20 protein-coding genes and 2 pseudogenes are annotated in these 20,960 nt (G+C 58.9%); 16 read left to right on the top strand and 6 right to left on the bottom strand.

What is annotated here, in order from left to right:
- The first annotated feature begins 310 nt into the window (after positions 1-310).
- Complete coding sequence (locus tag D3Y57_RS19935; protein ID WP_162986840.1) at positions 311-580, top strand: hypothetical protein; 270 nt, start codon at positions 311-313, stop codon at positions 578-580.
- Between the two features lie 49 nt (positions 581-629).
- On the opposite strand, the gene D3Y57_RS19930 is transcribed toward D3Y57_RS19935, so the two are convergent.
- The gene (locus D3Y57_RS19930) at positions 630-821 is read right to left on the bottom strand and encodes a hypothetical protein (RefSeq protein ID WP_162986839.1); all 192 of its coding nucleotides are present in this window, start codon (positions 819-821) and stop codon (positions 630-632) included.
- A 235-nt stretch (positions 822-1,056) separates the two neighbouring features.
- Here D3Y57_RS19930 and D3Y57_RS00360 point away from each other — a divergent pair, with 235 nt between their 5' ends.
- From D3Y57_RS00360 to D3Y57_RS00340, 4 genes and pseudogenes are all read left to right on the top strand, one after another.
- Positions 1,057-1,458 (top strand): response regulator, encoded by a 402-nt coding sequence (locus tag D3Y57_RS00360; RefSeq protein ID WP_205590028.1) that lies wholly within the window; start codon positions 1,057-1,059, stop codon positions 1,456-1,458.
- A 189-nt stretch (positions 1,459-1,647) separates the two neighbouring features.
- Positions 1,648-2,412 (top strand): Crp/Fnr family transcriptional regulator, encoded by a 765-nt coding sequence (locus D3Y57_RS00355; protein ID WP_121150315.1) that lies wholly within the window; start codon positions 1,648-1,650, stop codon positions 2,410-2,412.
- A 608-nt stretch (positions 2,413-3,020) separates the two neighbouring features.
- Positions 3,021-4,238, top strand: coding sequence for a sensor histidine kinase (locus D3Y57_RS00350; protein WP_239025705.1), 1,218 nt, complete (start codon positions 3,021-3,023; stop codon positions 4,236-4,238).
- Between the two features lie 506 nt (positions 4,239-4,744).
- Positions 4,745-7,152: pseudogene (locus tag D3Y57_RS00340) on the top strand (membrane-bound PQQ-dependent dehydrogenase, glucose/quinate/shikimate family).
- Between the two features lie 8 nt (positions 7,153-7,160).
- Here the strand turns inward: D3Y57_RS00340 and D3Y57_RS00335 are convergent.
- The 5 genes and pseudogenes from D3Y57_RS00335 to D3Y57_RS00315 form a co-directional block, all read right to left on the bottom strand.
- The gene (locus tag D3Y57_RS00335; protein WP_121150311.1) at positions 7,161-7,475 is read right to left on the bottom strand and encodes a cytochrome o ubiquinol oxidase subunit IV; all 315 of its coding nucleotides are present in this window, start codon (positions 7,473-7,475) and stop codon (positions 7,161-7,163) included.
- Entirely contained in the window at positions 7,472-8,098 is a 627-nt protein-coding gene (locus D3Y57_RS00330) for a cytochrome c oxidase subunit 3 (protein ID WP_121150309.1), read from the bottom strand. Before D3Y57_RS00330 ends, D3Y57_RS00335 begins: the two co-directional genes overlap by 4 nt.
- Positions 8,095-10,178, bottom strand: a pseudogene (locus tag D3Y57_RS00325) (cbb3-type cytochrome c oxidase subunit I). The gene D3Y57_RS00330 and the pseudogene D3Y57_RS00325 overlap by 4 nt, the downstream one beginning before the upstream one ends.
- Positions 10,175-11,038 carry a ubiquinol oxidase subunit II gene (locus D3Y57_RS00320; RefSeq protein WP_121150307.1) on the bottom strand — a complete coding sequence of 288 codons (864 nt, stop codon included), beginning with the start codon at positions 11,036-11,038 and terminating at the stop codon, positions 10,175-10,177. Before D3Y57_RS00320 ends, D3Y57_RS00325 begins: the two are co-directional and overlap by 4 nt.
- 16 nt (positions 11,039-11,054) lie before the next feature.
- The gene (locus D3Y57_RS00315; protein ID WP_121150305.1) at positions 11,055-13,340 is read right to left on the bottom strand and encodes an FdhF/YdeP family oxidoreductase; all 2,286 of its coding nucleotides are present in this window, start codon (positions 13,338-13,340) and stop codon (positions 11,055-11,057) included.
- Positions 13,341-14,002: 662 nt separating this feature from the next.
- Between D3Y57_RS00315 and D3Y57_RS00310 the strand changes: the two genes are divergently transcribed.
- From D3Y57_RS00310 to D3Y57_RS00265, 11 genes are all read left to right on the top strand, one after another.
- Positions 14,003-14,395 (top strand): hypothetical protein, encoded by a 393-nt coding sequence (locus D3Y57_RS00310; RefSeq protein WP_205590027.1) that lies wholly within the window; start codon positions 14,003-14,005, stop codon positions 14,393-14,395.
- Between the two features lie 171 nt (positions 14,396-14,566).
- A complete protein-coding gene (locus tag D3Y57_RS19925) occupies positions 14,567-14,842 on the top strand; it encodes a hypothetical protein (protein WP_162986838.1) in 276 nt (91 codons plus the stop codon).
- Positions 14,839-14,982, top strand: coding sequence for a hypothetical protein (locus D3Y57_RS19920; protein WP_162986837.1), 144 nt, complete (start codon positions 14,839-14,841; stop codon positions 14,980-14,982). Before D3Y57_RS19925 ends, D3Y57_RS19920 begins: the two co-directional genes overlap by 4 nt.
- The gene (locus D3Y57_RS00300; RefSeq protein ID WP_121150301.1) at positions 14,979-15,497 is read left to right on the top strand and encodes a GNAT family N-acetyltransferase; all 519 of its coding nucleotides are present in this window, start codon (positions 14,979-14,981) and stop codon (positions 15,495-15,497) included. Before D3Y57_RS19920 ends, D3Y57_RS00300 begins: the two co-directional genes overlap by 4 nt.
- A gap of 5 nt (positions 15,498-15,502) precedes the next feature.
- Entirely contained in the window at positions 15,503-16,204 is a 702-nt protein-coding gene (locus D3Y57_RS00295; RefSeq protein ID WP_205590026.1) for a VIT1/CCC1 transporter family protein, read from the top strand.
- Between the two features lie 80 nt (positions 16,205-16,284).
- Complete coding sequence (locus D3Y57_RS00290; RefSeq protein WP_162986836.1) at positions 16,285-17,115, top strand: universal stress protein; 831 nt, start codon at positions 16,285-16,287, stop codon at positions 17,113-17,115.
- A gap of 18 nt (positions 17,116-17,133) precedes the next feature.
- Positions 17,134-17,793 carry a YoaK family protein gene (locus tag D3Y57_RS00285; protein WP_121150297.1) on the top strand — a complete coding sequence of 220 codons (660 nt, stop codon included), beginning with the start codon at positions 17,134-17,136 and terminating at the stop codon, positions 17,791-17,793.
- 9 nt (positions 17,794-17,802) lie between these two features.
- On the top strand, positions 17,803-19,356 hold the full coding sequence (locus D3Y57_RS00280) for a PAS domain-containing sensor histidine kinase (RefSeq protein WP_239025704.1): 1,554 nt from the start codon (positions 17,803-17,805) through the stop codon (positions 19,354-19,356).
- Positions 19,349-19,978 (top strand): response regulator transcription factor, encoded by a 630-nt coding sequence (locus tag D3Y57_RS00275; protein WP_121150295.1) that lies wholly within the window; start codon positions 19,349-19,351, stop codon positions 19,976-19,978. Before D3Y57_RS00280 ends, D3Y57_RS00275 begins: the two co-directional genes overlap by 8 nt.
- Before the next feature lie 72 nt (positions 19,979-20,050).
- Complete coding sequence (locus tag D3Y57_RS00270; RefSeq protein WP_121150293.1) at positions 20,051-20,443, top strand: response regulator; 393 nt, start codon at positions 20,051-20,053, stop codon at positions 20,441-20,443.
- 66 nt (positions 20,444-20,509) lie between these two features.
- On the top strand, positions 20,510-20,953 hold the full coding sequence (locus tag D3Y57_RS00265; protein ID WP_162986835.1) for a host attachment family protein: 444 nt from the start codon (positions 20,510-20,512) through the stop codon (positions 20,951-20,953).
- Positions 20,954-20,960 lie beyond the last annotated feature (7 nt).

Here is a 20,960-nt window from a genome sequence, read left to right as displayed (position 1 = left end):
GCGTACGCCAAAGTCTTGCTTTTTATAGGCTGACCGTCTCCGGGCAGCCGGTTAGAATAGCGGCTATTTACTTGTCGGCTAAAGAAGCGTTTCGGCTCGGCGCTGACGCGTGACGCGTGACGCCGACACCGAGATCGTAAACTACTCGAAATTAACGAGTTTGTGGAAAAAGATGGGGTCACGATCGGCGCCGACCCGGACCCCATCATGAACCGATATCTCCGGGTTTCACAGGCACTTACCTGAGGGTCAGTCGGGGCGCCGATCCATAGCCTTGATCGAGCCATGGCCATAAGCAGCCGTTATCGGCATGTCCAAATATGACCTGAAGGTGTTGCGCGGCGTCGGTCAGCTCGAAACCAAAAAGCTCGACCAGATAATCGTGCACCTCACTGCCGGCGTCGATCAGGACAACGCCGATCGCGTCCGGCGACACGCGAGCCTGAAGATCCTCAATCAGGAACTTGAGAAAAGGATAGAGGCGAACCAGCAAGCCGTCGAGCAGGAGCGTACCGGTCGGGGGCAGTTCTTGAGATTATGGAACTGTTATCGATTTGAACGATTTACTAAAAGTCGTTAGAGACAGCGACTCATTCTGCTCCAAAATGATTGACGCATATGCCCCGGGTCTAAGCTCCCGGGGCCTTTGCCGCCGCAATAATCCCGCGCAGTTGCCGAGCCAGGCCTGTTCCTGCCATATGCTGGCGCACGCTTTCATAGCCTTCGTCGGTCAGGGTGGCCCGAATTTCATCCACGCTCATACACTGGCCCTGTCGGGCCAGCTGGAAAGCTCGCTGGATGATGTGCGTGGGTTCAGGCAATCCAAGGATCCTAGGGCAATACGCTGTTACAGTCTTGGGAACCGAAGTAGACAAATAGCGCCGGAAACCAAGCCGTGTGCTTAATGCGCGGCGGGGTCTCGAACAAGACTGTCTTGGCCAGGAAATATAACATTGTCCGGAACCGAACTGACAAATGTTGGTTGGCGGAATGGGTAATTTATTTTGGGCTATAGAAAATTCTATCGCCTCATTGCTCCGTTGTGATCGGAAGACCGTGCTGGAGCATACGAAAATACTGATTGTCGAAGACGAAGCCGTAATCGCGATGCACCTGTCGATGATTATCGAAGATTGCGGCGGGGAGGTCATCGGCCCAGCAATCAGTGTGGCAGAGGCGCTTGCATTGATAGCCGCCGGGGCAGAAATCGAAGGTGCTGTGCTCGATGGCAATCTGGGTGACGGAGACGTTACGCCGGTTGCTCTGGAGCTGGTAGCCAAGGCTATTCCTGTCGTGATTTATTCAGGCGTCGGTATTCCGCCCGATCTGGCATCCATTCACCCTGATTTGCCAGTTGTCCTGAAGCCTCAGGCTGCGTCAAAGGCAATAAGTCTGCTCGTTGCCAGCATCGAAGATAAGCAAATTTGTAAGCAAATTTGCAGGCTGCATCTGCCCTGACCAAAGAATTGCCAATCGGAAGCAGAAGCACCGTTGGCAATGCGGGAGAAAGGCAAATCGGATTAGATGTTCGATAACGGACCATGTCTGTGTTAGGATGTCATCATCGCGCAAACCTGCAGTCTGGCATTTCGCGACTGAGAGACATGTCTCGGCTCTCGCTCCCCTGATTTCGAAGGTAGAGCGACTTTGTCTGTTTTCCAGCCCTCGACGCACAATATCCTGCTGCAGACAATGTCGGCGGAGGATTACGGTCGCCTCGAACCGCACCTGATCCGTATACCGCTGCCGGTAAAGCTTCAGCTGCATGTGGCATCTGATACTATTGAATATGTCTATTTTCCTGAAGACGGGGTGATTTCGATCGTGGCGACAGCGCTCGATGGTACGTCCTGCGAAATAGGATTGTTCGGGCGTGAAGGCATGTCTGAGACGGCAACCGTGCTTGGGACGGACCGATCTCCACACGAAGCCTATGTGCAGGTTGCCGGTATTTCCGGATTGCGATTACCTGTTGACGTGCTGAATGAGGCGTTACGAGACAGCCCGACGCTGCGTGGGCACTTACTGCATTATGTGCAGGCCATGATGATCCAGCTATCGAGTTCAATCGCCGCTGGGGGGCAAACGATCGAAAAGCGTCTCGCCAGATGGTTGTTGATGTGTAACGATCGCATCGATGGCGACCAGATCGGCCTGACCCACGATTTTATAGCGATGATGCTCAGCGTGAGACGCCCGGGCGTCACTGAAGCCCTCGATCGGCTTAAGAACCGGCACCTTATCCTGAAACGTCGCGGTATTATCGTAATTGCGGATCGGGCTGGACTTAAGCGTTTGGCTGGCGGCAGCTATGGTCTGGCCGAACGTGAATACCATCGATTGCTGGGTCAGCCCCTTGAAAGGACGGGGATAAAATATGAACGCGACAGTGGGCCACGTGATGAACGCTGAAGCTGCGGTCCACCAGGTCTGGGAGTGTCGAGTATCGACTTTTCATATTCTCCATCGTAAGTTGATTTATCAGCGATATTTTCTGATCAAATCGCAGACTTAGAGACACTGGAGTGCTCCCGTTAAATCGGGGTTCGCATGTCAAAGATAGATAATCTTCAATACTACACGAGGCGCGCCGCGGAAGAGCGCAAAGCTGCCAAGCTTTCGCAAAATCGAGCAATTTCCGAACCGCATCGTCTTATGGCAGTACATTATGAAGCTCTGATCATATCATTGGAGCCAGATATAGTAGACGGGTATATGGACCCCGATCGTTCCAGCACATGATCGCTACCGTCCAGATTTAAAATTGTCGTTTAGAAAACAACCCGGTAATGAACGTCAAAAGGCTCAGCCGGTGACAGCGGCCTTATAGGTGCGACTGATGGCAAACACCTCGCGACTTCCATTTTTTGACGGCGTTATGGCTTGGTCGATCGATCGGACTTTGCCAGCAGCTGTGCGATATTTCGTAGCTACAGTGGCAATAATCATCATTGCCGTTCTGCGCGCCATAGTTGTCACGACGATTGTGCCATGGCTACTTTTTTGTTCCCGCAATTGTCGTGATCGGCCTCACGCTTGAGCGAGGCCCTGCACTTCTGGCAAGCGTCGTCGCAACGATCGCGGCTGCAGTGTCGATCGGCAAGCAGGCGCAACCGTTTTGGCTGACAGAACCGCAGTGGGGCAGCTCTCTGCTTTTTCTGATCGTCGGCATCGGCCTGTCGTTCCTGACAGGAGAGGTTCGTGTCGGATTGCGCCGTGTGAGCGAGCTGAACAGTGAACTCGCCGAGCGCGAAGCTTTCCTTGCCGGGGTACTCGCCAGCTCGACCGATTGCATCAAGATACTCGACCTCGATGGTCGACTCACCTTTATGAATGAGGGTGGCATGAGGGTGATGGAAGTCAGCGATTTCAACGCCATTGAGGGATGTGCGTGGCCCGATTTCTGGCAGGATGCCGGCAACAGCGACGCCAAGGCAGCGCTCGCAGCCGCACAATCGGGCAGCGCGAGCCATTTTATCGGTAAGGCCGATACGTTCATGGGCAATTCGAGATGGTGGGATGTGTCGGTGTCGCCGATCAACGGGCCGGACGGCTCGCCAGCACGGATATTATCGGTGTCGCGCGATACCACAGCGCTTATGGAATCACAGGAGCAGCAACGTCTTTTGAACGGAGAACTCGGTCATCGTCTCAAAAACCTGCTGACGCTGATCCAGTCGATCGCCATGCAGACGTTCAGACAGGCTGACAGTCTGGAATCCGCCAGCGCCGACTTTGCCGCTCGTATTTCAGCACTGGGCAAAGCGACCGACGTTTTAACAGCCACATCCTGGCACAAGGCAACGCTCTATGAGATTGTGCAGGCGGGCATCACGTCGATCGATGGGCTGGCCGATCGTGTGAGCTTTACGGGGCCGGACATCGAGCTAGCTGCGCAGCCAGCCCTTGCCTTGACCCTTGCCCTGCATGAACTGTCGACCAACGCCTGCAAATATGGCGCGCTGTCCAATGAGAACGGAACGGTCGCCATCGAATGGAAATGTGAACCTGGTAACGATGGCAGTAGCGGACGGTTTGATTTTTCGTGGCAAGAAGCTGGCGGCCCGCCGGTAAAACCCCCGACGCGGCGGGGCTTTGGTACCAAGCTTATCGAACGCTCGTTGGCAAACTATTTTCGGGGACCGGCGTCGCTCACCTTTGATCCGGCAGGCATTCTTTTCACCATCGCAGTGGCCCTAACCGCTCCTGATGATGCGTCTAGCGATTTCATTGCTTGATCGTAGCAGAGCAGTTTTCTGCTTTTATAAAATTAGCATCCTGTAGCTCGAATTTCGCATTTGATGGATGCCTTAGCATTCCCGTAAATCCTCATATTTGGGGGGCCTATCTATTGCGGATATGGCGCACATGCCGCCCGCTATATCTAAAAACCGCCTGGATCGTGTCGCCGCCCATTGGCCGATGAAGTGCAGACCGACAATAATCTCCACGATCTGAATGAAATATATCTGCCAACCGAAGGGGGGCAAAACGGCAGAAACTGTGTAAATGGCAACGACTTCTGCGGCGACGGCGATCTGATATGCCTTTCGGTCAAACAGGTGCTCCGTCGAGCCTGATGCTGGTTGGTTCGTGCACCAGAGCCGGAAAAAAGTACGAATCCGATTTGTAGCCGGAAACATCACGCCATCAGAACGTTCTTAAATTTCGCCAGCCATTAACTGGGCAAAATGCGACGGTTTATGGCGCTTCCCGTGTCGGTGTTGGAATAAGGAATCTGAGAATGCGCGACCGGCGAGTTTGGGCGGCTATTCTTCTTGGATTGGTCATTGCGGCGATTGGTGTGGTGCTGGCAATCGGTGGCGTCTGGTTGGCAGTACTCGGAGGTTCAATCTATTATCTGCTTGCAGGTGCAGCGATGGTTGTTTCCGGTGTGCTTTTAATACGCGGCCGCATGGCAGGTGCTTATGTGTACATCGCAGTCGCAGCACTCACGGTGATATGGGCGTTTTTCGATGCGCACACCAACCTTGTCTGGGCTCTTGTGCCTCGTATTATCGCACCGGTCGTTCTGTTGATTGCCACGTTCCTGGTTATGCCAACGCTGACCCGGCAGCCGAACCGCTGGAAGCTGGCCGGCGGTGGCGTCGTCAGTGTCGTTGCCGCTACCGCGATCCTTTTTACCGCGCTTGGAACGCAAGGCGTCGCTGTCTCTGCACTGCCTGCACAAAACTCGATCGGCATGGCCGACCCGTCGGGCTTTGCAACTGGGGCAGACTGGCCGGTTTATGGCGGCACCGGCGCGGCCCGTCGTTACTCTCCGCTGACCCAGATTAATGTGAGCAATGTCGGCCAACTGGAAAAGGTCTGGTTGAGCCATACCGGAGATATGCCAACTGACGCCGCCGCCGCCGCGCAATATGGGGCTGAAACCACGCCGCTGAAAATCGGTAACTCGCTGTACCTTTGTTCAGCAAAAAACATCGTGATTTCGATGGATGCAGCCACCGGCAAGGAGCTGTGGCGATTTGACCCCAAGGTCGCAAACCAATGGATTCCCTACACCGCAGCTTGCCGCGGCGTCACTTATTATGCTGTTCCCGGCGCCAAGCCCGATGCGCTCTGTTCGACAAGGATCATCGAAGGAACGCTTGATGCGCGCATGATCGCGGTCGATGCCAAAACCGGAAAACCTTGCACCGACTTTGGCATAAATGGACAGGTCGATGCGAAGATCGGCATGGGCAAGGTTTTCCCAGGTCTCGTCTCGATCAACTCGCCACCCGTCATCGTTCGCGGCATTGCCGTCACAGGACACCAGACCACCGATGGCCAGGAGCGTTACGAACCATCGGGCGTAATCCAGGGCTTTGATGCTGTCACTGGGAAGCTCCGCTTTGCCTGGGACATGAAGCATCCCGAATGGACCGGCTATCCTCCAAAAGGTCAGCAATGGTCACGCGGTACACCAAATATGTGGACAATGGCGAGTGGCGATGAAAAGCTCGGACTCGTCTATCTGCCGATGGGTAATTCGACCGTCGATTATTGGAGCACGCTACGCACCAAGCCCGAGAATGATTTTGCTACATCCATCGTCGCGCTCGACGTGACGACCGGCAAGCCACGCTGGAAATTCCAGGCCGTCAAGAAAGATGCGTGGGACTATGATTTTGGCAGCCAGCCAACGCTGATCGACTATAAGGGGATCCCGGCGCTGCTGGTCTCTTCCAAACAAGGCGATATCTATATTCTCGACCGCGCCACCGGCAGGCCGTTGACGCCGATCGGCACCATCAAAGCTCCATCTGGTGGCGTCGAGCCCGAGCAGCGTTCGCCAACGCAGATCGTCTCGCTTTGGCATACGCTGCGCAAGGATCCTCTGACCGAATCCGATATGTGGGGGATGTCGCCGATCGATCAGATGATATGTCGGATCAATTTCAAGCGCGCGAGCTACAAGGGTTTCTACACCCCCCTGAGGTGGCTAAGCATTCGATCGAATATCCAGGCTATAATGGCGGAACCGACTGGGGCAGCGTTGCCGTTGATCCGGCACGGGGCGTGATTGTCGCCAATTATAACGACATGCCGAATTACGTGCGCCTTGTGCCACGAGCCGAGGCTAACGCAAAGGGCTGGTTCACGCGGGAACAGAAAGCGGACCTTCGCAAACAGGGCAAAACAGTAAAGGTAGAGGCCGGTGCCGAGGGTGCTGGAGATCCACAGGCACAGACGCCCTATGCCGTGGACGTCAATGCCGGTTGGCAAATGCCATTCACCGGTATGTTGTGCAAACAGCCGCCCTATGGGGGCATCCGCGCAATCGACATAGCAACGGGCAAGACGATATGGGATCGGCCCTTTGGATCTGCGCGCAAAAACGGGCCATTCGGTATCCCAAGTTATTTGCCCTTCACGATCGGCACGCCCAACAACGGCGGTTCGGTTGTAACGGCAGGCGGAATCATTTTCGTTGCCGCAGCGACCGATGATCTGTTCAAGGCGATTGATCTGAAAACCGGCAAGATTCTGTGGCAAACTGTGCTGCCTGCCGGTGGGCAAGCCACCCCCATGGTCTATGAACAAAACGGTCGGGAATATGTCGTGCTTATGACCGGCGGCCATCATTTCATGAAAACCCCGATCGGCGATCAGGTGATAGCCTGGGCGTTGCCCCGCAAGGGGTGATAGCCAGGCTACATCATGCGGCTGTGCAAATTGGCCATGATCACGATCGTGCCCGCCACCATCATGATGATGATGAGCGTGGAAAACAGGATCAGCAAAAGGTCGTCGCGGGACGATCGGTTCAGGCTGATGTGCAGAAAGCACTGGAAGTGCACGATCATCTGCATCAGTGCCAGGCCGAAGACCAGACCGAGTGTCGTGCGGGCAGGAAAGCTCGGCCAGTGCACCAGCGCAAACGCCGCGCCGGTTGCCGCAAGCGCCAGCATGAGGCCAATCGCGTAGGTCTGGATTTCCCGGCGTTTATCGTTGCGCATCGCAGTCATCGGATCAGCCCCTGCAAATAGACGACCGAAAAGATCGCGATCCAGACGATGTCGAGGAAATGCCAGAACAGCCCGAGCCGCAGCAAATTGATCTTTACGCGCGCATCGAGTCCAAAGAGCGGCACCTGCACCATCATCACGACCAACCACAGGCAACCGGCCAGCACATGCAGGCCATGCAGCGGCACCAGTGCGAAGAACGATGAAAGAAAACCGCTGCGTGTGGGCGACGCGCCATTGCCGATCATCGTCGCAAAATCGTTCAATTCCAGGCTAAGAAAAGCGAGGCCGAGGATCAGCGTCACGGCAAGCCAGCTTATTAACACGCGAAGCCGTGACCCGTATTTCATCGCGATCGAGGCCATGCCGAAGGTGAAACTGCTTGTTAGCAGGATCACCGTTTCGATGAATGTCGGGCCGATCTTGTACGCACTCGCCGCCGTTGGCCCGCCAGCGGTCGCGCCGAGCATCGTGCCATAGACGGCAAACAGCAGCGCAAAGATCACGGCGTCGCTCATCAGGAATATCCAGAAGCCGAAGACGTCGGGTTCCGCCTGCTTGTGCGTTTCCTGATCGGTGGCACCAAGATTGATACCGGCGTGCTTTACGTCGCCGGCGCTCATGCTGTCACCTCGGCGAGGCCCTGATTGGCAGAGGTCATTTCGCGATGTCGAGTAATCGGATGCGCTATGGCGATCTCACGGTGCCAGCGCTCCTCTATGCGCGCGACCTCCGCTGCGGGAACGACGCGCTCGACGTTGCGGACGAAGCTGCGGGCGATCACGGTGGAGATTATTCCCCGAGGCACAGAGGCGCCAGCCACCAAATGTGCCAGACCAGCGCGAACGCGAGCGCGGCGCCGAGAATGCCGGTCACCGGGCCGACCATGCTGTTACGCGGTACGGCAATGTCCTCATACGCCGCCTGCGCTAGGTAAGCGCTGCCGTCGCGCTTGCCGTCGAAAAACGAGTCACGGTCATCAACCACAGGGATCACTGCATAATTATATTCGGGCGGCGGTGCGGACATCGACCATTCGAGGCCGCGTCCGTCCCACGGATCGCCGGCGAACACGCGGTTGTCCCCACGCTCGCGAATGCTGACCCAAAGTTGCACGAACAGCGAGGCGAGCGCGGTCAACAATATCAGTGCGCCGACGCCAGCGACATAGAGCCAGGGCCGAAACGCCGGCTCGAAGAACGCCTGGCTCCGCCGCGCCGCACCGCCCGCGCCAAGCACGTAAAGCGGCATGAAGGCGAGGTAGAAGCCGACCACCCAGCAACCGAACGAGATGCGCCCCCATTTCTCGTTCAGACGAAAGCCGAACGCCTTGGGGAACCAGTAATGCGTCGCCGCCAGCATTCCGTACAACAATCCCGGAATGAGCATGTTGTGGAAATGCGCGACGAGGAACAGCGTGTTATGGACGAGGTAATCGAGTGGTGGAAAAGCGAGCAAAATACCAGTGAACCCGCCAAGCACAAAGGTCATCATGAAAGCGAGCGAATAGAGCATCGGCACGGTGAAGCGCACCTCGCCGCGGAACATAGTCCAGATCCAGTCGTAGATCTTGACCCCGGTCGGCACGCCGATCGTCATCGTTGCGATCCCGAACACCGCGTTCAGGTTCGCGCTCTGGCCCATCGTGAAGAAGTGATGAACCCAGACGGTGAACGAGAGCACCGCGATCGCCATCGTCGCGAGCACCAGCGAGGTATAGCCGTAAAGCTCCTTCGACGAAAAGGTCGAAACGACTTCGGAATAGACACCGAACGCGGGAAGGATCAGGATATAGACCTCGGGATGACCGAACAGCCAGAACAGGTTGGCGTAGTTCATCATGTTGCCGCCAAGGTCATTCGTGAACAGGTGGAAGCCGAGATAGCGATCAAGCGCGAGCAGCGCGGTCGCCACGGTCAGCGGCGGCATGGCGAAGATCATCAGGATCGACGTGCATAACGTCGTCCAGCAGAACAGCGGCATCCGCATCAGCGTCATTCCCGGACAACGCATCTTGTAGAGCGTCACCGCGAAGTTGAGCCCCGACAGCGTCGACGCGATCGATCCGAGAGTTACCGCCCAAATCCAGTAATCGGGACCGACATCGGGGCTGAATGCGAGTTCGGTGTAGGGCGGATATCCGCTCCATCCGCCCGTCGAGAAGCGTCCGATCACCAGCGACACCATCATCAGCCCGGCCGCCCCTCCGGTGAGCCACAGGCTGATCGAGTTGAGCAGCGGAAACGCCACATCGCGCGCTCCGATCTGCAACGGGGTGACGTAATTGATGATGCCGGTCAGGAACGGCATCGCCATGAAGAAGATCATGATGCTGCCATGCGTGCTGAACAACTGCGCGAAATGGTCCGGCTCGACGAAGCCCGGCGCGTTCACCGCAGCCGCCTGCTGCATCCGCATCAGCACCGCCTCGGCCAGCGCGCGCGCCAGCATTACGAAGGCGATGATGACATACATGATGCCGATCTTCTTGTGATCGAGGCTGGTGAGCCACTCGCGCCACAGATATCGCCATTTGCCCGCCACTGTTATCAGCGCAATCAAGGTTGCGGCACCGAGCACGACGATCAGCGCCGCCCCAGCCCCAATGATCTCGCTGACGGTCGGGTTTTCCCATGCGCGGACGAACGCCAGCGCGTTCCAGGTAAAGCGCCCGAGCAGCGCTGGCCAGATACCCTCGGTCATCGTGCCTTGTCCGGTGTTTGCGCGACGATATGCGAAAACAGATTGGGCGGCGTCGAGGCGAAGAAGACAGGCCGTGCGATCACCGATCGGGCAGACAGTCTGGCATAGCTCGCCGCATCGAGACGTTGGCCGGACGCATGCACCCGGTCCACCCAGTGGCGGTATTGAGGAGCCGGACGCGCGATGACATTGAATTTCTGGTTCTGGAAACCGATGCCGTTGAACTGCGTGTTCTGACCGTGGAACACTCCCGCCCGGCTCGCCGCGAAGTTCAGCTGCGTGGTCATTCCCGCCATCGCGTAAATCTGGCCAGCAAGCTGCGGCACCATCAGCGACTGCATCACGGTCCCGCTCGTGAGGCTGATATGGACTGGTCGGCCGACCGGTATATCGAGTTCGTTCACCGTGGCGATCTGCTCGCCGGGATAGATGAACAGCCACTTCCAGTCGAGCGCGACCGCCTGTATCTCAAGCGGTGCCTGCGGCGAAGGTATCGGGCGATACGGATCGAGCAGGTGCGTGTAGGTCCAGAGCACCACGCCGAGGCCGATCACGATGACGATCGGCGGAATCCAGATCAGCGCCTCGATCCACCATGAAAAGTCCCATTTCGGCTTGAACGCGCTCTTCGTGTTCGACAGGCGGTAATGCCATGCCATGATCGGCGTCAGCAGCAGCACGGGCCCCGCGACGAATATCAGAACGGCGCCGACGACGAGATACAGATGCCACTGGCCCTCCGCGACTGGCCCGGCGTGTCCGACGACGCCAAGCCTGAGAACGTCGCACCCTGAAAGCAGCATGAGCGCCATGATACCGATGCCGCGCAGTGCCAATCTAGTATTACCCCGGATGGTCATCGCCCGCGCCGAGTGCTCAGCCGGCCTCGACCCGGACCGGCACAGATTTCGATGCCGGTGTCTTCGACAATTGATCGTGATGGCCGATCGGTACCAGCACGTTACATTCGGGATAATAAGACGCGATCGTCCCGCGTGGCAGTTTGTAAGCGGTCAGCGTCAGCCCGCCGAGCCTGCGGTCCTGGCCATCATCGACATCGGTCACCAAGGCGACGATCTGGCCATCGCGGAACCCGCGCTCCTCGATATCCTCCGGGCTCATCAATACGATGTCACGCGAACCCTCCAGCCCGCGCAGGCGGTCCGAATAACCGTAGATCGTCGTGTTGAACTGGTCGTTCGAGCGCATGGTGATCAACCGGTAACGCCCGGGCGCATCCTGGAACCCGAGCGAGTTCAGCTGCCCCGGCGTCGTGAACACCGCCCTTCCCTCCGGCGTCTTCCAGATCCGCTCGTGCGCGCCATTGCCACGATAAAAACCACCCGCCTCGTACATGCGCGCGTTATAGTCGCGGAAATCATCGGGATAGGTGTGCTCGATCAGGTCGCGGACGAGCGCATAATTGGCCGTCCACTCGTCCCATTTTAACCCGGCCGCCGGTGCCACCGCCGCCTTGGCGATGCCGGTGACGATCGCGAGTTCGCTCCTGACCATGCCCGATACCGGCGCGGTATGGCCAATCGATGCGCTGATCATCGAGAAGCTGTCTTCGGTGGTGATCGACTGGTTGCCGGTGGCCTGTTCGTCGCGTTCGAAGCGGCCCAGGCAAGGCAGGATATACGCCTGCCTGGCCGGGAAGAGGTGGCTGCGGTTGAGCTTGGTCGAGACCATCACGGTCAGGTCCTGCGCGGCCCACGCCGCCTCCATGCGCTTCTGGTCGGGCACGGCGCGCACCAGATTGCCGCCGAGCGAGACGAACGCGCGAACCTTGCCCGCAAACAATCCCTCGACCGCCTCGACGATGTTCATGCCGTCCTTTGTCGGCGGATCGAAGTCGAACAGCGCCTTCAGTTTATCCAGTGGCACCAGCTTGACCTTCTCGGCGATCCCGACGGTGCGCTGTCCCTGCACATTGCTATGCCCGCGCACGGGGCAGCAGCCTGCGCCCGGCCTGCCGATGTTACCGCGCAGCAGCAGCAGGTTGACCAGCATCGCGATGTTCAGCGCACCATGCGTGTGCTGGGTCAGCCCCATGCCATAAACGCCGATCACTTTCTCGGCAGCGATATAGACGTCGCCAGCTTCACGAAGCGCGGCCTCGGTCAGTCCCGATTCCTGCTCGATTTCCGCCCAGCTCGCATCGCGACACGAATCGATGAACTCGTCGAAGCCGGTGGTGTGCTGCTTGACGAAGCCATGATCAATCACCTCGGCCTTGCCCGCTGCCTTTGCGGCATCATCCGCCTCGACCACGCATTTGCAAAGCCCGAGTATCGCGGCAACGTCGCCCCCGGCCTTGAGCTGGTGGTATTGATCGGAAATCCTGGTTTCCTTGCCGGTCAGCATTGCCGTCGGGCTTTGCGGATCGACGAACGACACCAGTCCCTGTTCGATCACCGGGTTGAACGTGATGATCTTGCCGCCACGATCCTTCAGATCCTTCATCGGGTGCAGGAACCGCGGGCTGTTGGTGCCGGGATTTTGCCCGAAAAAGAAGAACGCATCGGTTTCGGCGAGGTCATCCCAGACGATCGTCCCGACGGGCGAACCGATTACCTTGGTCAGCCCAACCGAGGTCGTTTCGTGGCACATGTTCGAACTCTGCGGCAAATTGTTGTTGCCGTAAGTACGCGCCAGCAACGCGTAGAGATACGACGCCTCAAGTCCCGCATGACCCGACGCATAAAAGACCGCAGCTTCGCGATCGATCGACTGTAGCGTCGTACCAATCGCCGCGAACGCATCCTCCCAGCTCACCGCCACATAGCGATCGGTCTCCGCGTTGTAGCGCAGCGGATGCGTCAGCCGTCCGGTCTTTTCGAGATCATGATCCTTCCAGTCGCGCAGCGCGGTGACGGTGTGCGCGTCGTCCTGCCAGAATGCGGGCGTGCAGCGCGCCTTGGTCAGCTCCCACATCGTCGCCTTCGCGCCGTTCTCGCAGAACTCGAATGCGGAATAATTGGCGGGCTTAGGCCACGCGCACGACACGCACATCACGCCCTTGGGCTTGTTCATCTTGGCCAGGCTGCGGACGCCACCGCCCGCGGGCCAGGTCTCTCCAAAAATCTGCGATATTCCCTTCATAGAGCCCCACCCGCCTGCCGGACCGGAATCGTGGGGGAGGTCCTTCTGATCGGCCATGAATGCGGTCCTTCAACTCGAGTTCGGCAGTGGCCTGACGACCTGATGCGCTCAATAACAACTTATCCTGAACCGCAAATGCGAGAGAGGCAAAGCATTCGAGTTGCTTAACAAAATTGTAATAATAAGAGCAGGTCGTAAATTCGTGAAAATGCGCTTTTACGGAACTTAAGCGGGCCACCGGTAGGGCCAGGCGACGCTGGTTCGCTTCACGTTAGCCAAATAGCCTGACGAGCCAGTCCCCGCTCGCTCGCGGCCGCTTTGGACATTGTCACCTTCGGCCGCTCGTTCCGGTCAAATTAGTGCAGGTCAAAATGTCTTGGTTTGGGACTTAACGATCATTCCTCGTGTCCATGGTAAATGACCGCTTCTCAGCGAGGAGCGGACGTTCCTGCAGAGCTCTCCCGGGCGATCGCGGGGATCATGATTACGAGGTCGTTGTTTGCAAACTTGCGATGTTTTTCGACGCACTGGCTTTGAGTCCACGCGCGGGCACTTCAAAATGTGAGCTGCCCCTTATCGGTGCATCGTCCGTATCCCATCCACAACAACCTGCGGATTATGCAAGCCCTTGTAGACCGGCGGCGGCTTTTTGTTCAGTTTGAGCAATGTGTAGACCGCCGTCATCGCACTCCGGACCGGCGCAGTCGGATTTCAGGACGATGATCACGGCCCCGGTGATTTATTCGTTAATCGTCCCGCTGGTTCTGGTCGACCTGTGGGTGAGCGTGTATCAGGCAATCTGCTTTCGCGCCTATGGCATAGCGCGCGTGCGCCGGGCCGATTATATCGCATTCGACCGCCAGAAACTTGCCTCTCTGAACGTCATCGAGGTCATCAACTGCCAGTTCTGCGCCTATGCCAACGGGCTGGTCGGCTATGTCCGCGAAATCAGCAGCCGGACCGAACAATATTGGTGCCCGATCAAACATTCGGTGCGGATCACCGACCCGCACGAACGCTATTTCGGCTTTCTGGAATATGGCGATGCGGAGGGATATCGCACCAAACTCGATGCGTTTCGCCAGCGACTGCGCGCACCGGAGACGGTGTAGCAGCTCGAGCAGCTCCCATTCCCCTCGCCTGCGTATTTTCCGAGTCTCGCGGCAAAACTCTGGTCGGTTATTCAGGACAGGCTGGTTCAGGTGACCGGACGACTTCAGCTTTCTTCGCGCGCCGAAACAGACGCGCGATCAAGGGTCAGGGGTCGGCAATCAGGGAGGGTGATGATGTTTAACGACCCCGTCGAAGCCGAATATTATGAGCGGCGTCTGAAGTGCTCGCTCGATATGGCGGCAACGTCCGACAATGCGGGGGCTGTGCTAGCCCATCGCGGGCTGGCGGCCTGTTATCAGGCCAGACTACTCTCGCTGATGAGCGCGGACACGCCGTTCAGGCCGGGAGCAAGAGCGGCGCTTTCGCTCGATGCCTTTCGCATCAAAAAGCCGTCGGCCGCTTTTCCGATGGCCCGGTCGGGCGGGGGATCGGCGGCGAGACTATGAGGAACAAACTGACAGTTTTGGCTTTTGCCGCCGTGACCATTGCGACCGGCGTTTCGGGTGCGGGCTTGATCGGCAATAATGGCAATGGGGCCGGCACACCACCCGGCTTCGCGGTCGAGCATCGAGGGTCAATCAAATGATCAATGCAGACTGGAGTGCCGACCTGACCACGAACAGCGGTTTCGAGTTTAGCGTGAGGCCTGCCAATGCGTTGGACGAGGCGGCCCTGAAATCGTTCTTTGCTGGCGTGACGCCCGAGGATCTGCGGTTTCGGTTTCTGACCGGCCTGACGACGGTCGGGCAGTCGCAAATCGATGCGATGACCGATGTCGATCACCGGACGACCGAGAATTTTCTGGCGTTCGTCGATGACGGATCGGAACTGATCGCGACGGCCATGCTGGCCTGTGACGGCGGGATGGAAACCGGCGAGGTAGCTATGGCGATTCTGCCTCACTATAAAGGGCGCGGGGTAAGCTGGGATTTGCTGAACCATGTCGCGCGCTATGCTAAGGCGAAGGGGGTGAAAACCATCCAGTCGATCGAACGGCGCGATCATCGGGCGGCGATCGATATGGAGCGTGAAATGGGCTTTGTCGTCGGGCCATATCCGGGTGATCCGGCGCTCACGCTGGTTCAGCGTCGGCTTGGATAGATATTGTGACGCGGCTGAAGACATTGCCCGAACATCATCTCGTCGCGCGGGTGGGGTGGCTGCGCGCAGCTGTTCTGGGGGCAAATGACGGGATATTATCGACGGCCAGCCTGATACTCGGCGTCGCGACTGCTGGCGGGTCGAGGGCTAATATCCTGATCGCGGGAACAGCGGGCCTTGTAGCGGGTGCGATGTCGATGGCCGCCGGTGAATATGTGTCGGTCAGTTCGCAGCATGACACCGAACAGGCGGACCTTTCGCGTGAGCGTGCCGAACTAAAAAGCGACCCTGTCGGCGAGGCCGAGGAGTTGTCGCAAATCTATGTGGAACGCGGCGTGGATGACGCAACGGCGCGCACGGTTTCCCAAGAGTTGATGGCAAAAGACGCGCTGGGCGCTCACGCCCGCGACGAACTCGGCATCACGATGGTCAGCCTCGCGCGCCCATTGCAAGCGGCGGTTACGTCCGCCGCGACGTTTACGTGCGGGGCGCTGATGCCGTTGCTGATCGTGATGTTTGCCCCTGCCCGGCTTTTGATTGTCGCAGAGACGGTGGGGACACTGTTGTTTCTGGCGCTGCTCGGGGCGATTGGTGGCGCGGCGGGCGGTGCCGGTATTGGGCGCGCTACGATGCGCGTGTTGCTGTGCGGCGGGCTGGCTCTCGGCATAACGGCGGGCATTGGGCGGCTGGTGGGTACAGCGATCTGAGATCGGAGCGGGCTGCGTAGTTTCCGATACTGGCTGCGCACCGGACGTCGCGTCACACTCTTTGCGAAGGGTGCAATATTATGATGTATCAGACGATCATGGTTCATTTGAAGCTGTCGCATACCAACACCGGTTTGCTGACGGTCGTCAGCGAACTCGCCGACCGTTTCGGGTCGAGAATAGTCGGGGTGGTTGCCTGTCAGCCGATCCCTATCGTGTATTGCGAGGTTCCTCTGCCGCCGACGCTGATGGAGGAGGACACAAAAGAGATCCGCCGCGAAATGGGACTGGCGGAAGCCGAGTTCCGGGCGGCGTTTTTTGGCAAACCCAATCAGATCGAATGGCGGTCTTCAATTGGGCTCGAGCCGACTTCGGATTTCGTGGCGCGAGAAGCCCGCTGTGCCGATCTCGTGGTGACCAGTGCGGTTTCGTTCGACCCGAGCGACACCGCGCGCAGGGAAAATCCGGCCCAGATCGTGTTGCAAACAGGGCGACCTGTGTTGATCGTGCCGCGTGATGCGCCCGGTTTGAAGCTAAATCGCATGACCATTGCGTGGAAGGAAACGCCCGAGGCAAGGCGCGCGGTGGCCGATGCGCTGCCGCTGCTGAAGACGGCGAGCCATGTCAGCATCGTGCATCTGGCACCCGAGCGTGACCGCCATGACGCCTTGGCTGGGATGAAGGATGTGGCCGGATGGCTCGACCGGCACGGGATTGTGGCTGAGGTGATCTTCACGCCGACGACGCAGGGCGACGACGCCTATCAACTCAACGAGGCACTTGAGAACAACCGGACCGATGTCGTGGTCGCGGGTGCCTATGGACATAGCCGGTTGCGTCAGTGGGTGTTCGGCGGGGTTACGCGCGACCTGACGCTTCATGCCGGTTATTGCGCGCTGCTGTCGCATTGACGCGATGATCCGGCCCCGATGATCCGGCATAGTCGCGCGGTTCAGGCGCTGGCGATCGCCCTTGCCGCGCTGGCAGGCTATGTGGATGCCGTCGCCTATATCGAGACGGGCGGGTTCTTCGTGTCGTTCATGAGCGGCAATACTACGCGGCTGGGTGTTGGTCTTTCCGGGCAGAGCCATGCCGCCGCGATCGCATTCGGCCTGATCGGTTGCTTTGTCATGGGCGTGACGGGCGCATCACTTGCGGGCGACTGGGCGGGTCGATTTCGGCGCGTTGTGGTGCTGTCGATGGTGTCGGTGCTCCTGGTGGCATCGGCGGTGCTCGCGTCGTTTGGAGACGAGTCCGTTGCCATCGCCTGCCTTGCGGTTGGGATGGGCGCGGAAAATGCCGTTGTCGGTCAGGCGGGGGAAACGCCGATCGGGCTGACGTACATGACCGGCACCATCGTCAATCTGGGGCGGTGCCTCGCCATCGCCATTCGCGGCGGCGACCCGGTCGGCTGGCGTTCCTATCTGCTGCTGTGGTGCGGCCTGTTGAGTGGCGCGGTTCTGGGAGCCAGCGCCGATCATGCGATGGGGATGTCGGCGCTGTGGCTGGGAGCAGGGCTCGCTGCCGTTCTGGCCCTGATCAGTGCGCACCGACAGGTTAACCTCGCTAATCCAAAGCTTAAGGGCTAGGCTGGTGTCTTGACCTCAACGCCCCCCGAGCAAAGCCATAGCGGGGCCGAAATAGCGGCGCGGCGGCAGGCGATGATGGCCGAAGAACTCGGGCTGCTGATCGACGGCGCGACTAATTACGCGATCTATATGCTCGATCCGGCGGGCCGGGTGACGCTGTGGAACCGTGGCGCCGAACGCATCAAGGGGTGGAGCGAAGCGGAGATCATCGGGCAGGATGTCGCGGTCTTCTATCCGCCCGACGATGTGGCTGCGGGCAAGCCAGTACGCGACCTTGCGCTGGCAAATGATCTGGGGCGTATCGAGGAAGAAAGCTGGCGGGTTCGCAAGGACGGGTCGGAGTTTCTGGCGAGCGTGACGATCACCGCGCTTCGCGATGAGAATGGTGCGCTGAGGGGCTTCGGCAAGGTCATTCGCGACATTACCGATCAGAAGGCGGCCGAGGCGGCGATCGTCCGCCGTGAGCATCATTTGCATTCGATTCTGGCGACCGTTCCTGATGCGATGATCGTGATGGACGAGCGGGGGACGGTCGCTTCGTTCAGCGCCGCCGCCGAACAACTCTTTGGGTTTGCCGAAAACGAAGTCGTCGGGCGCAACGTCAGCATGTTGATGCCATCTGGCGACCGTTCGGCCCATGACGGCCATTTGTCGACCTATCTGAAAACCGGTGAACGGCACATCATCGGCAGTATTCGCAGCGTGACCGCGATGCGGCGGAATGGCGAGAGGTTCCCTATCGAACTGGCGGTGGGTGAGGTTTCGATCGCGGGGGAGCGGATTTTCACCGGATTTATTCGCGACGTCACGGCGCGGGTCGAGAGCGAGCGGCGGATGCAGGAATTACAGTCCGAACTCGTCCATGTCTCGCGGGTCAGCGCGATGGGGACGATGGCCTCGACACTGGCGCATGAGATCAACCAGCCGCTGACCGCGATTGTAAACTATCTGGAAACCGCACGCGAGATGATTGGTGACGCACCCGATGGCGCGCTAGGGGGGATTGCGGAGGCCATCGAACTGGCGGCGGCGCAATCGCTGCGCGCGGGGCAGATCGTTCGTCGGTTGCGGGCGTTTGTCGATGGCGGTGAAACCGGTTTCGAGCTGGAGCCGCTGGATGTGCTGGTGAGGGAAGCGACGACGCTGGGCCTGTTGGGCGCGCATGAAGCCGGGGTAATGGTGGCGACCGACATTGCGTCTGGGCTAGGTCACGTTCGGGTGGACCGGATTCAGATCCAGCAGGTGATCGTCAACCTTATCCGCAACGCGCTTCACTCGATGCAGGCGACGGTGTGTAAGGAACTGCGGATCGCTACAGCTCGGGACGAGCCGGGCTGGGTGAGGATCGCGGTTATCGACACCGGCGGAGGGATCGAGGCTGGCGTTCGGGCACGTCTTTTCGAGGCGTTCGCAACCACGAAGGAAGATGGCATGGGGCTGGGTTTGTCGATCTGCCGAACGATTGTCGAGGCGCATGGCGGGCGCATCTGGGCCGATGCGGTGGAGGGTGGCGGGACAGCGTTCAATTTTACTGTCCCGCTGGCGGATGTTTTTAATGCCTGAGACGCTCAACGCGGTTTATGTCGTCGATGATGACGAGGCGATCAGGCAGTCGGTCGGGTTCCTGCTGCGGAAAGCCGGTTATGACGTTACCGCGTTTGTGTCCGGCGACGAGTTTCTGAAGGCCGTCACGCGCGAGAGTCAGGGCTGCGTCCTGCTCGACGTTCGGATGGCGGGACTGGACGGGCTGGAGGTTCAGGCGCGGCTCAATGCGCTGGGCATCGTCTTGCCCGTCATCATGCTGACCGGGCACGGCGACGTGACGCTGGCGGTGCGCGCAATCAAGGCGGGGGCCATCGAGTTTCTGGAAAAGCCGTTCGAGCGCGTGGTCCTGCTGGCGGCGATCGAAGATGGCCTGCGCCATGCAAAGCGGGGCATTCAGGATAAACTTGCCAAAGAGGACGCGGTCGTGCGGATCGCTGCGCTGACTGCCCGCGAGCACGACGTCCTGAACGGAATGGTTGCGGGGCGTCCGAACAAGCTGATCGCGTTCGACCTGAGCATAGCGACACGCACGGTCGAAGTTCACCGCGCCAATCTGATGGAAAAGCTTCATGCGAGGAGCCTTTCCGACGTATTGCGGATCGCGTTCGCGGCAGGACTGGATGAGCCTAGCCCGTTGTAACCCCTCGCTTTCTACGTACAGACGCCGGAGGCGAACAGGTGCAACGGTCGAGGTCCACAGAGGCATCGTACCATCACCCAGAATGTTGAAATCCGTGTTTCCCTTGTCGATGGCGACCCGGCGATACGACGCGCGCGCCAGATCATGTTGCGCTCAGAACTCTACGATGTCCGGTCGTATTCCACCTGCGCGGCGCTGCTCGCCGATCCGGTTTCGCGGGATTATTTCTGTATCGTCCTCGACGTCCGAATGCACGATGTCGACGGTGTGGCGTTCCTGCGCGAGATGAGGGCAACCGGGTGGCACGGCAGGGCTATTCTTTTGGATGACACCGATCCGGAGGACGCATTGGTGCGGAAGGCAGACCGACACGGTGACAAGATATTCAACCGTGCGATCGGTGACCGGCCACTGGTTGCCGCCATCGCTGGGATGAGTGAGGCGATCTGCCCGCCAACTGCGTAATCTCCGAGGCTGGTAAGGAAGCGCCGCGGGATGGCAAACTGTGCTCATCCAAAGGGAGTTGAGAAGATGCTCGTTTTTCATGGTGCCATGATCCTTGTCATCGATGGTGCAAAACTGTCGCTGTTCCGCAATCGCGGACGCGACTTTGCCATCGATCTCGAACTGGTGGAGCACAGCGTCCAGCACGCGGCGCAGACAGCCGACATCGGCACCGATAAGCCAGGTCGGAGTTTCAGTTCGGTGGGCCATGGGCGGAGCGCGCACGAAACGACTGATTTCCACCAAGCCGATGAGGACGATTTCGCGAGGGCCGCAATCGACAGGTTGAACGCACTGGCGCTACAATCCGATTTCGATTTTATCATCGTGGCCGCGCCGCATGTGCTGGGCTTCATCCGCCCGCGATATAGTGCGGACCTGAAAAAGCGGCTCGTGGCCGAAATCGACAAGGACTATGCCGGTCGGCCAGCCGCCGATGTGGCGGAATTGCTTTTGAATTATACGGCGTAACATCAGG

Origin of the sequence: Sphingomonas paeninsulae, assembly GCF_003660165.1 — a bacterium.
Lineage (GTDB): Bacteria > Pseudomonadota > Alphaproteobacteria > Sphingomonadales > Sphingomonadaceae > Sphingomonas_O > Sphingomonas_O paeninsulae.
Note: the sequence above shows the minus strand (reverse complement) of the source record. Positions and strands in the feature narration are given on the sequence as shown.

What these genes read in the sequence shown, in the direction of transcription:
- D3Y57_RS19935 (WP_162986840.1), top strand. Translation starts at nt 311, where the DNA reads ATGTCCAAATATGACCTGAAGGTGTTGCGCGGCGTCGGTCAGCTCGAA.
- D3Y57_RS00335 (WP_121150311.1), bottom strand. Translation starts at nt 7,475, where the DNA reads ATGACTGCGATGCGCAACGATAAACGCCGGGAAATCCAGACCTACGCG.
- D3Y57_RS00330 (WP_121150309.1), bottom strand. Translation starts at nt 8,098, where the DNA reads ATGAGCGCCGGCGACGTAAAGCACGCCGGTATCAATCTTGGTGCCACC.
- D3Y57_RS00320 (WP_121150307.1), bottom strand. Translation starts at nt 11,038, where the DNA reads ATGACCATCCGGGGTAATACTAGATTGGCACTGCGCGGCATCGGTATC.
- D3Y57_RS00315 (WP_121150305.1), bottom strand. Translation starts at nt 13,340, where the DNA reads ATGGCCGATCAGAAGGACCTCCCCCACGATTCCGGTCCGGCAGGCGGG.
- D3Y57_RS00310 (WP_205590027.1), top strand. Translation starts at nt 14,003, where the DNA reads ATGATCACGGCCCCGGTGATTTATTCGTTAATCGTCCCGCTGGTTCTG.
- D3Y57_RS19925 (WP_162986838.1), top strand. Translation starts at nt 14,567, where the DNA reads ATGATGTTTAACGACCCCGTCGAAGCCGAATATTATGAGCGGCGTCTG.
- D3Y57_RS19920 (WP_162986837.1), top strand. Translation starts at nt 14,839, where the DNA reads ATGAGGAACAAACTGACAGTTTTGGCTTTTGCCGCCGTGACCATTGCG.
- D3Y57_RS00300 (WP_121150301.1), top strand. Translation starts at nt 14,979, where the DNA reads ATGATCAATGCAGACTGGAGTGCCGACCTGACCACGAACAGCGGTTTC.
- D3Y57_RS00290 (WP_162986836.1), top strand. Translation starts at nt 16,285, where the DNA reads ATGATGTATCAGACGATCATGGTTCATTTGAAGCTGTCGCATACCAAC.
- D3Y57_RS00285 (WP_121150297.1), top strand. Translation starts at nt 17,134, where the DNA reads ATGATCCGGCATAGTCGCGCGGTTCAGGCGCTGGCGATCGCCCTTGCC.
- D3Y57_RS00275 (WP_121150295.1), top strand. Translation starts at nt 19,349, where the DNA reads ATGCCTGAGACGCTCAACGCGGTTTATGTCGTCGATGATGACGAGGCG.
- D3Y57_RS00265 (WP_162986835.1), top strand. Translation starts at nt 20,510, where the DNA reads ATGCTCGTTTTTCATGGTGCCATGATCCTTGTCATCGATGGTGCAAAA.